This is a genomic window from Gelidibacter sp., assembly GCF_039916245.1.
Classification (GTDB): domain Bacteria; phylum Bacteroidota; class Bacteroidia; order Flavobacteriales; family Flavobacteriaceae; genus Gelidibacter.
On record NZ_JBDSLS010000283.1, the window covers coordinates 1 to 10,651 of the forward strand.

Annotated in this window: 6 protein-coding genes; 3 read left to right on the forward strand and 3 right to left on the reverse strand. The window is 38.6% G+C overall.

Annotated elements, in window-relative coordinates; all coding sequences use genetic code 11:
• The 3 genes from ABIQ28_RS14520 to ABIQ28_RS14530 form a co-directional block, all read right to left on the reverse strand.
• Positions 1 to 3,590: CusA/CzcA family heavy metal efflux RND transporter (locus ABIQ28_RS14520; RefSeq protein ID WP_348038553.1), on the reverse strand; the 3,590-nt coding region annotated here is incomplete at its 3' end.
• Between the two features lie 68 nt (positions 3,591 to 3,658).
• Entirely contained in the window at positions 3,659 to 4,048 is a 390-nt protein-coding gene (locus tag ABIQ28_RS14525; protein WP_348038555.1) for a hypothetical protein, read from the reverse strand.
• A 55-nt stretch (positions 4,049 to 4,103) separates the two neighbouring features.
• Entirely contained in the window at positions 4,104 to 7,514 is a 3,411-nt protein-coding gene (locus ABIQ28_RS14530) for a hypothetical protein (protein ID WP_348038557.1), read from the reverse strand.
• A gap of 199 nt (positions 7,515 to 7,713) precedes the next feature.
• Between ABIQ28_RS14530 and ABIQ28_RS14535 the strand changes: the two genes are divergently transcribed.
• From ABIQ28_RS14535 to ABIQ28_RS14545, 3 genes are all read left to right on the forward strand, one after another.
• Positions 7,714 to 8,478 carry an exodeoxyribonuclease III gene (locus ABIQ28_RS14535; protein ID WP_348038559.1) on the forward strand — a complete coding sequence of 255 codons (765 nt, stop codon included), beginning with the start codon at positions 7,714 to 7,716 and terminating at the stop codon, positions 8,476 to 8,478.
• A 150-nt stretch (positions 8,479 to 8,628) separates the two neighbouring features.
• The gene (locus ABIQ28_RS14540) at positions 8,629 to 9,585 is read left to right on the forward strand and encodes an OmpA family protein (protein ID WP_348038561.1); all 957 of its coding nucleotides are present in this window, start codon (positions 8,629 to 8,631) and stop codon (positions 9,583 to 9,585) included.
• Positions 9,586 to 9,728: 143 nt separating this feature from the next.
• Positions 9,729 to 10,651: aldo/keto reductase (locus ABIQ28_RS14545; protein WP_348038563.1), on the forward strand; the 923-nt coding region annotated here is incomplete at its 3' end.

Sequence of the window (10,651 nt, forward strand, 5' to 3'; positions counted from 1 at the left end):
GCATGAGCGAAATTCTGATATAAACTATCTAAATACTGATAAGACCTTTCCTTGTTCTTGGCATAACTCAAATTGTAATAGGCCAAATACACCTCTCTTTTCAAAGTTTGAAGTTTGATATCACGTGCAGATTCTTGTAAGTTCACTTGCGCCCGATTCACTTTTTTATCAGCAAAATACACCGTTGGAAATTTAAAATCTTGAGTGACGCCAAACACTTTTAGAGGGAGATTATTAACGGCGAGATTATTTTGGTCATAATGGTAATACACAGAGGTTTTATCAAAACTGAACGCACTTCCGACCAACGCATCCGCTTCCTCGATTTGTAATGCAGACGCTTTTAATCCATAATTATTTTCAATCGCCAGATTAATCGTCTCTTCAATCGTCATCGGTTTTTCCTGAGCACTCAAATTAAAGGTCAGCATTAAAAAAACCACTATTAAAAGTCCTGTTTTATTCATTTTTAGTTCCTTTTTCTTTTCTACCCAAGCATATAACACTGGTAAGACCACCAGTGTTAAAATTGTCGCACTGATTAAGCCACCAATAACCACAGTAGCCAATGGTCGCTGTACTTCTGCACCAGCATTGGTAGAGATAGCCATCGGTAAAAATCCTAAGGCCGCAGCAGATGCCGTAAGCAATACCGGTCTTAAACGCTCTTGTGTAGCACGTTTGATGCGTTCTTCAATATCAGTAACACCCTGGCTTTTAAGCTCCTTAAAATGTTCGATTAATACAATTCCGTTGAGGACGGCGATTCCGAAAAGCGCAATAAAACCTACTCCTGCCGAAATACTGAACGGCAAATCTCTCATCCATAAAAATAGAATTCCCCCCACTGCAGATAAAGGAATGGCAGAGTAAATCAACAAAGCATCCTTAACGGAATGGAAGGCGAAGTAGAGCAAGATAAAGATGAGTACTAACGCCACAGGAACAGCAATCATCAATCGTGCTTTGGCACTTTGCAAGTTTTCAAACTGTCCGCCATAGGTTATCGTGTAGCCAGTTGGCAACTTTAGTTTACTATCAATAATCGTTTGTACTTCATCAACCACCGATTGTAAATCTCGATTTCTAACATTGACGCCAACCACGATACGCCGCTTAGTATCATCGCGCGATATTTGCGCAGGCCCTGTGGTGTAAGTAATCTCAGCCAATTCACTTAAAGGAATTTTACCGCCGTTAGGCACATCAACATATAAATTTTGAAGATGTTCAATATTCTTGCGTTTGGATTCCTCGAGTCGAACAACCAAATCGAATCGACGTTCACCTTCAAAAACACTACCGACGGTGCCACCAGCAAAACCTGTGGAAATCAATTGATTCAGATCGTAAATATTAAGACCATATCTTGCAATTTTTGCGCGGTTGAATTTGACACTCATTTGCGGTAACCCATCTACTTTTTCAACAATAATATCTGAAGCACCTTCTACATGTTGGATCAAATTTTTAATTTCATCTGCCTTATGTGCTAAAACCGATAAATCATCCCCAAAAATCTTGATGGCCAAATCTGCTCGAACACCTGTAATCAATTCATTAAAACGCATTTCAATTGGTTGCGTAAACTCCACTTCCAATCCTGGAATGACTTTCAAAGCTTCTTCAAACTTATCGGCCAATTCGTTTTTTGAACTGGCAGAAGTCCATTCTTTTTTCGGTTTTAAAGTAATGATCACGTCACTTTCTTCCATGGACATGGGATCGGTTGGCACTTCAGCAGCACCTATTCGCGTGACCACTTGATCTACCTCAGGAAAGTTTTCCAATAATATTTGTTCAATTTTAGTCGTGACCTCAATGGTTTTACTCAAGGATGTTCCTGTTTTTAAGACGGGTTGAATTACAAAATCGCCTTCATCAAGCGTAGGTACAAATTCGCCTCCCATTCGACTAAAAACCCAACCACTTAAGATCAATAATAGTACTGATGATCCGACAACAATCCGTGTATTCAAAAATGCCCAATTAATTATTGGACGGTATTGCCTATTTAAAAATCGCATTAACCGAACTGAAATATTGGAATCCTTTTGTTTTCCTGTTTTTAAAAATAGAGACGATACCACCGGAACATAGGTCAAACAAAAGATCATCGCACCTACGAGTGCAAAACTAAACGTCATCGCCATAGGTCGGAACATCTTACCCTCTACACCGCTCAAAGACAGGATCGGAATAAAAACGATTAGAATGATCAATTGTCCAAAAATGGCCGAATTCATCATTTTGGAAGCACTTTTTAAAGTAATCCGATCTATTTCAGAACGCTGATCCGCCTTTGACAGCCCCTGAATTTTACCACTTTGCTTCACGATCTGAAAGGCGATAAACTCCACAATAATGACCGAGCCATCAATGATAATTCCGAAATCAATAGCACCGAGACTCATTAAATTGGCATCCACGCCAAACACATTCATCATTGAAATAGCAAACAGCAAACTCAATGGAATTACCGAAGCGACCACCAAGCCTGAACGCCAGTTACCCAATAATAAAACCACCACAAAAATGACAATCAATGACCCCAAAACGAGATTTTCTGCCACTGTAAATGTGGTCTTATCAATAAGCTCTGTTCGCTCTAAAAAGGCATTGATATAAACCCCTTCTGGCAAACTTTGCTCAATGGCAGCGACCCGATCCTTAACAGCCTCAATGATTTTCTTGGAGTCTCCATCCTTGATCATCATGATTTGCCCCATCACTTTCTCCCCTTCTCCATTTCCGGTAATGGCACCGAAACGTGTGGCATGTCCAAAACCAACTTTAGCAATGTCCTTGACATAGATAGGAACGCCATCATTTTTAACGACGATATTTTCAATATCTTGAAGTGACGCTACCAAACCTTCGCCTCGAATAAAAAAGGCCTGATTATTTTTCTCAATGTACCCACCGCCAGCGACACTGTTGTTTTTTTCCAAAGCGTCATAAATTTCTGAAATCGAAATATTCATGGCATTCAATTGCTGCGGATTGATGGCGACCTCGTATTCCTTTAAAAAACCGCCCCATGTATTAACCTCAACGACGCCAGGAATTCCCGACAATTGACGTTTTACGATCCAATCTTGGATGGTGCGCAACTCAGTAATGCTATACCGGTCTTCATAACCCGGTTTTACATCCAGAATATACTGGTAGATTTCGCCCAGACCCGTAGTAATAGGACCCATTTCTGGCCTTCCAAAACCTTCGGGAATTTTTTCGGAAGCAGAACTAATCTTTTCGGCAATTAATTGGCGTGGCAGATAAGTCCCCATGTCATCTTCAAACACAACGGTCACAATAGAAAGTCCAAATTTTGAAGTCGAGCGGATCTCAATAACTCCCGGTAAATTGGCCATTTCCAATTCCACAGGATAGGTAATAAACTGCTCCACATCTTGTGTGGACAAATTGCGCGAGGTGGTAATAACCTGCACTTGGTTATTGGTAATATCTGGAACGGCTCCAATGGGGATTTTAGTCAAGGAAAAAATTCCGAAACCAATGATAAATCCCATAAATAATAGAATAATTAGCTTATTCTTTAAACTAAATTTAATAATATGTCCTAACATAATTCATACATAAAGCGTTATAAGCCATCGATAAACAGCTTATTTAAAATAACTTAATCTAAAACGAATTATGCGAATCGAGGGGGCTGAAACACAGACGGTTTCACAAAGGAAGACGTTGATTCCTTGTAAAAGAAATTAAAAGGAATTTCAACAAAAGAGGTGTAAGATCTTACAAAATCAATGGTTTGAAGTGTAAAAGAAGAATTCACATGACAACAGGTTTTACTGTCATTTTTGAAGGGTAAATCCTTATGCTCAGAATGATCAATCCCATATCCTAAAGAAGCTTCGCCGTAATGTTCAGCAAGAAAATCAAAAAAGGAATCCCCATAAGTATCTTTATGATAGGAAGCATGTTCCAATAGCACGCTAAATTTTGAAACGTCTTCAAAGCTAATGTTCAAACTTTGAAAAAGAATCAGGGAAGCATATAATACGGCAACTAGTTTTGACATAACAAAAGCAAATCTACATAAAAAAATTGACGTATAATATGATGTGCATCATACACTAAAAATAAGCCTTCAACTGAATGGTTCCGATATGAATTGTTTTCGATGTTTCTGTTTTTCGTCCGAAGTAATTGAGGTTTAAATCCAAAAAAGCTGTCAACTTCCGTTGTGCCAATAAAGTCCAAGTAAAATTATTCCCTGGTTGTAGTCCTTCTAACATTTGATAGGATACCGGGGTATTTGCGTTGCCTTCAAAAGTGTTGTCAAAAAAATTGATCTCGCCTGTAAGCCCCACTTTTTGAGCTTTGTTATAGGTAAAGGAAATCCCAATATTATTCTGAAGCAAGGCTTCCATATTACCGATGGTATTGTCTTTGGACGTGTATTGATAAAACACATCAAAACGGGCGTTTTCATTTAATAAATACGACACTTTAGGCTGCAAGCGCGTTTCATCAATCAAGAAATTTCGCGATGCAAAATTCTCGCTTAAACTTTCGTTTTCTTCTAAACTGGTTTTTAAATTCAAGAGCCAACTTTCGGCAAATTTGTGATTAAAATTAACCTGATGGCTTTTGAGCTTACTCTCTTGAAATCCGATGGAAAGCAAGGTTTTCGCCGTGTTGGCCAAAAATGTGTAGGAGGTTGTAAAATATTGTTTGCCTCTATTGAAAAACAGAACATTCCGAACGTTTTTGTTCAGTGCCAACTGATTTTCATCGTTCCCCGCAAACGGATTCAAATCAAAGGCATTATTTTCTCTTTTAATTTTTCGATCTACTAAATACGACGTCTGATTGTAAAAATGCGACCAGAACTTCTCGGCGTTACTATCGCTTACCGCCCATTGCTGCGGATTGATGGTTACCGTTTGACTCAACCTATTTTGATGTGTTTGAATAAATACTTGGTTGGGCAATAACACCCGTATATATTCTCCTTGATCTTGAAATTGCGCGATTTCAAATTCATCCAATTCCTGAATGCCGTTGTTATTATAATCTATCCAACTGTAGGAACCTTGGCCAGGTTCTACTTTGACATAGGTAAAATCTTGCTGCGGCAAACTTCCCGAATTGGTTTCAAAAACGGTATTCCATTGCACAATTTGATTAAACAATTGCTGATTAAAGGTCATTCTTGAATTCAAGGAGTGCTCATCCTCAATGGCGGCATCCACCGCTTTTAAGCTGCGATAATTGATATAAACACCCAAATTTGTAGCCGTATTCTGAATGAGCTTGGACTTGAGATAATAGGTATTTGAACTACTCACTTTTTCCACACGATTCATGCGAAGACTGTCATTCACACGATGTCTATAGCCCACTTCCGCAAAAACTTTGGTGCTATCGCCCATTCCGTAAAACACTTCCGCCGATTTAAATCGTTGGCTCAAGGCGGTCAATTGATTGGTGAATATTTCACGTTGCTCATTATCCTCGGCCGCTAACTTTGTGCCCAACCATTGATTCTTGAAGTTATATGTAAATCTATTGAACGTTCTTAAAAATGTCGATTCTGAAAGATCACTTTCACTACGCAACACACTAGAATTTGAAAACACCTGCCATTGATCAAATTTCAAACTGGCAAATGCACTATGACGATTGCCATTAAAATTTTCAGAATAATTAAGATGCTCAAATTTATAACTGGCGATGCCATGCTTTGGATGGAAAAGATCAAGACCAGCAGTCAGCAAATTTTGATTTCCCAGAGGCATTTCTAAATTCCAATCCCGATTAAACTCAGCATAATACAAGCGTTGAATACTTTTAAAATTCTGTTGAATCATATCGGCATCAAGAATGGCGGACATATTCCAAAGGCTGTCCTTTTTAATCACATCTTGTCGTACACGAAGTTTTCCCGCAAATCCATCGTTGTTGTTATCATCCAAATTAGAAAAGAGATTCAAGTCATTTTTACTTCCCGCCGCTTCAAAGTAAATGTCGGTGCGTTCAGTGGGTTTATAGTTACCATTAACCACGGCAACTTGCAATTTTGTTGGTGCAATCAATTGTACAATCGCGGCATAATTGCCTTGAGGCAGGCCAGAAATAGGCGATACATATTCATAAATATTAGAAACCGCATTGGTATTGATCAGCACATAATCGCCTTGATTATTGCCGACCCGTCGGAATTTAACACTGTACAATTCATCTTGCGGATTACTTGAAAACACATAAACTTCGACACCGCCAATCACTTCTTTTTTATATAAAATACGATTCTCATTATAGGGCTCAGGTGAACCAGATGGAGCTACCATTAGGGATTGGTCATCACCAGCATTGGCCAGAATTTGGACCTGTTCAGGCGATAAATTCTGTTGTAAGGGTTGATTTTTAGAATCGACTTCCGAATAGACCGAAGCACCAATCTTGAACTTTTCGGTTTCAACACTTCCGCCACCAAATGTTGTAAATCGTGAAAAATTGCGTTCACTGAATTGGTAATCTACCGTAATTCGCATTTCAGAAGTCATCGGAAAAGTGGCATTGAAAATAATTTCGCCAGCATTATAATCGATGATATAATCTTGATTTTCGCCTCTTTTTATTGGCATTCCATTCACATAAACCGTTTCACTTCCCGAAATAACCAGCACATACAACTCGTTGTTGGGCCCTCTTAATTTATAGGGACCTTGATTGCCCTCTTGCGCTCTAAACTGACTGGTGGTAAATTGACCCCTTACCAAAGCACCCGCAGCAAAAAGATGTGTCTTAGTGTCATCATTACCTAAATCAACATCGACATTTAAACCCTGGACACGTTTACCGAAACCTGCAAAATAGGAATCAGTATTCTGCAAATCGATATCCCCAGCTCTTATCCGCCAATTATCGCTGAACAATTCAATAAAAACTTGATCAAACTCATCCAAACGTTGCGAATAACCACCTTCCTGCAATGGAATATTGGCATCTTGAATGGACGCTCGTAAGGACACTTTATCGCTCAACTTTCCTGAAATTTGCAAATCCAGTTCGCTATTCAAAACAGAGTTCTGATTATTTCCTATGGTCACGCCTCTTGAAATACTTCCAGACGTGGTTAACCCTTCAAAAGGTGTAAAAATTTGCGTTAAAGTTGAGCGCTGCATCTTGTATAATTGCTGCATATTGTTCGTATTATCAACAACAATATTATCATCGAGCTGAAAATATTTTCGCGTGATGAAGTTTGGATATCTGAGATAATCGATGATCACCGAATCTGTCGCGATCGGTTTTTTGAAGATTAAAAGCGCTTTTGAAAAATCCACTTTATAATAAGAGGTATCAATATAGACGTCGTTTTTCGTCTTAAGACTGAATTGACTGGAATTGATGCTTACCGAATCAATTTGAATCGAATCGTTCACAGCCATCTTTTTCGTTCTATAATTGGCGCTCGGCCGCTGTGCATACACACAACAACCGATTAAAAAAAAGACAAGTGAAGCGGCAATTTTCATCTCTTACATTAACTTCTAAAGACCAAAATATATTATCGTTAAAATGCCTTTAAAATTATCGTATAAAAGTACAGTATTATTTAAGTTTGCACCGAAAACAGTATAAAGTATCAAGTACAAAGTATTAAGAATTCAGTTGTCCAATTAATTGTTAAGCTTTAATCTTTGTACTTGATACTCACATCTTAATACTCACTTAATGAAAATCATCTCTTACAACGTCAACGGTATTCGCGCAGCACTCAACAAAGGCTTCATCGATTGGTTAAAAAGCGCCAATCCTGATGTGATTTGTCTGCAGGAAATTAAGGCGATGAAAGAACAATTGGACGTCACCGTTTTTGAAGAGGCTGGCTATCCATATCATTATTGGTTCAGTGCTCAAAAAAAAGGCTATAGTGGCGTTGCCATCCTCAGTAAAACCAAGCCAAATCATGTGGAATATGGGACGGGAATTGCCTCCATGGATTTTGAAGGTCGAAATATTAGAGTCGATTTTGATAACGTGTCTATAATGAGTTTGTATCTGCCCTCTGGTACCAACGATGCCCGTTTGCAGCACAAATTTGATTATATGGATATGTTTCATTATTATATAGACGAATTAAAAAAAGACATTCCAAATCTGATTATTTTGGGCGATTATAATATCTGTCATGAAGAAATAGACATCCACAATCCGAAAGGTCTTTCAAACGTTTCTGGTTTTTTACCTGTAGAACGCCACTGGATTGGCAACTTCATGAACAACGGGTTTATAGACTCTTTCAGACACTTTAACAAGGAACCTGACCATTACACGTGGTGGAGCTACAGAGCTAATTCCCGAGAACGAAACAAGGGCTGGCGATTGGATTACGCATTAGTGAGTGCACCTTTACAAGAAAAACTAAAACGCAGCGTTATCCTTTCGGATGCGATACATAGTGATCATTGTCCGATTTTGCTTGAAATTGAGGATTAAGACAGTTGGCAGTCTTCAGTTGGCAGTCAGCAGTCGGCAGTTGGCAGCCGAAAAGCATTCGTGTATTCGTGGCAATCACATAATATCAAATTAACAACTAACAACCAAACAACAAATACCTTAACAACAAACACCTAAACATCTATAAACATGATTAAAAAATTGTCCCTTATTGCATTAACGCTTGTATTAACAACGTCTTGCGTATCTAAAAAAATCTATACTGATTTAGAAAATAAATACGCCACTTTAAGAAAAGAGAATCGTAAAATATCTGATGATAATGCCGATCTTAAAAAAGATTTAATTCTTGCACAGAACAGATTAGCACAACTTCAAAGAGATTACGATGACACCACTGCAAAACGCAATCAACTTCAAAAAGATTACGATATTGCAAAAACCAATCTTGATAATTTACAACAATCCTACCAGGCTTTAGAACAAAACAGTTCTTCGGCCATTGCTGATAATGCTAAAAAGAATAGAGAGTTATTGGCGCAACTAGAAGCTAAGGAACAAGCACTCGCTGCCGAAAATGCACGTTTACAAAAATTAAAACAAGACATGGAAGCGCGTTCAAACCGCATTGCCGAACTTGAAAGCGTAATCGCCTCAAAAGATGCGGCCATGAATAAACTAAAAGATACCATTTCAAGAGCCTTAACCAACTTTGAAGGCAAAGGCTTGACGGTTGAACAACGTGACGGAAAAGTCTACGTTTCGATGGAAAACAAATTGTTGTTTCAATCTGGAAGTTGGGCCGTGGGTGTGAATGGAAAACAAGCCGTACAACAATTAGGAAGCGTATTGGCTGAAAATCCAGACATTGCTATTTTGATTGAAGGACATACAGACAACGTGCCTTACACGGGAACAGGAGTCATGAACAGCAACTGGGATTTATCAACAAAACGTGCGACGGCCATTGTTCAAATTTTAAGAGAGAACCCGGCCATTAATCCAGAAAACTTAACTGCTGCTGGCCGTGGAGAATTTGCACCAATAGCTACAAACGACACCAACGAAGGCAAAGCTAAAAACAGAAGAATTGAAGTTATTTTAACCCCGAAATTAGATGAAATTTCAAAATTGTTGAATGATTAATTTTATTAACTGATTTCAGACCTGTCAGGTTTTTGAAACCTGACAGGTCTTTTTAAATTTACCCCACTGAATACATATAACTCAAATAAGATCCCTGCCTTCGCAGGGAGAATTCCACCTTCGTGGAAATGAAATAACCACTTATGAAATACACCACACTTCCCCACACCAATTTAAAAGTCAGCAAACTGTGTTTGGGAACTATGACTTGGGGACTTCAAAATACCCAAGACGAGGCTTTTGAACAAATGGATTATGCCTTGGAACGAGGCATTAATTTTTTTGACACGGCAGAACTTTACCCTGTTCCTGCTGAAGCAAAAACTTACGCAGATACCGAGCGCATCATTGGCAATTGGTTTGAAAAATCTGGAAATAGAGACAAGGTCGTTTTGGCTTCTAAAATAGCTGGTACAGGAGATTATACCGCTCACATCAGAACGAATGGCTTTAGTCCTGAAGCTTTAAAAGACGCGGTTAACAACAGTTTAAAACGCTTGAAGACCGATTATATTGATTTGTATCAACTACATTGGCCAGAACGCAATACTAACACTTTGGGCATTCGTGATTATAAACATGAAGATGACCAGTGGCAAGATAACTTTAATGAAATCCTCCACACTTTTGATGGCATTATCAAATCGGGAAAAGTCAGATATATCGGAATCTCTAACGAAAAAGCATGGGGAACCATGCGCTTCTTGGAAGAATCAAAAGCACATAATTTACCACGAATGCTGACCGTTCAGAATGCCTATTCCTTACTCAATCGGAGTTTTGAAGGCGATATGGCAGAAATTGCCATGAGAGAAAACATTGGACTTTTAGCGTATTCACCATTGGGCTGTGGCGTGCTATCTGGAAAATATATTATGGGCACGGACACCATAAATTCAAGATTGAATCTCTTTACAAGGTTTGCAAGATATAGCAGTACACAATGTACAGAAGCAACAAAACGCTACCTTGCTATTGCTTATAATCACAATTTATCTTTAGCGCAGATGTCTTTGGCCTTTGTAACCCAACAGCCTTTTGTGACCAGTAATATTATTGGTGCAAC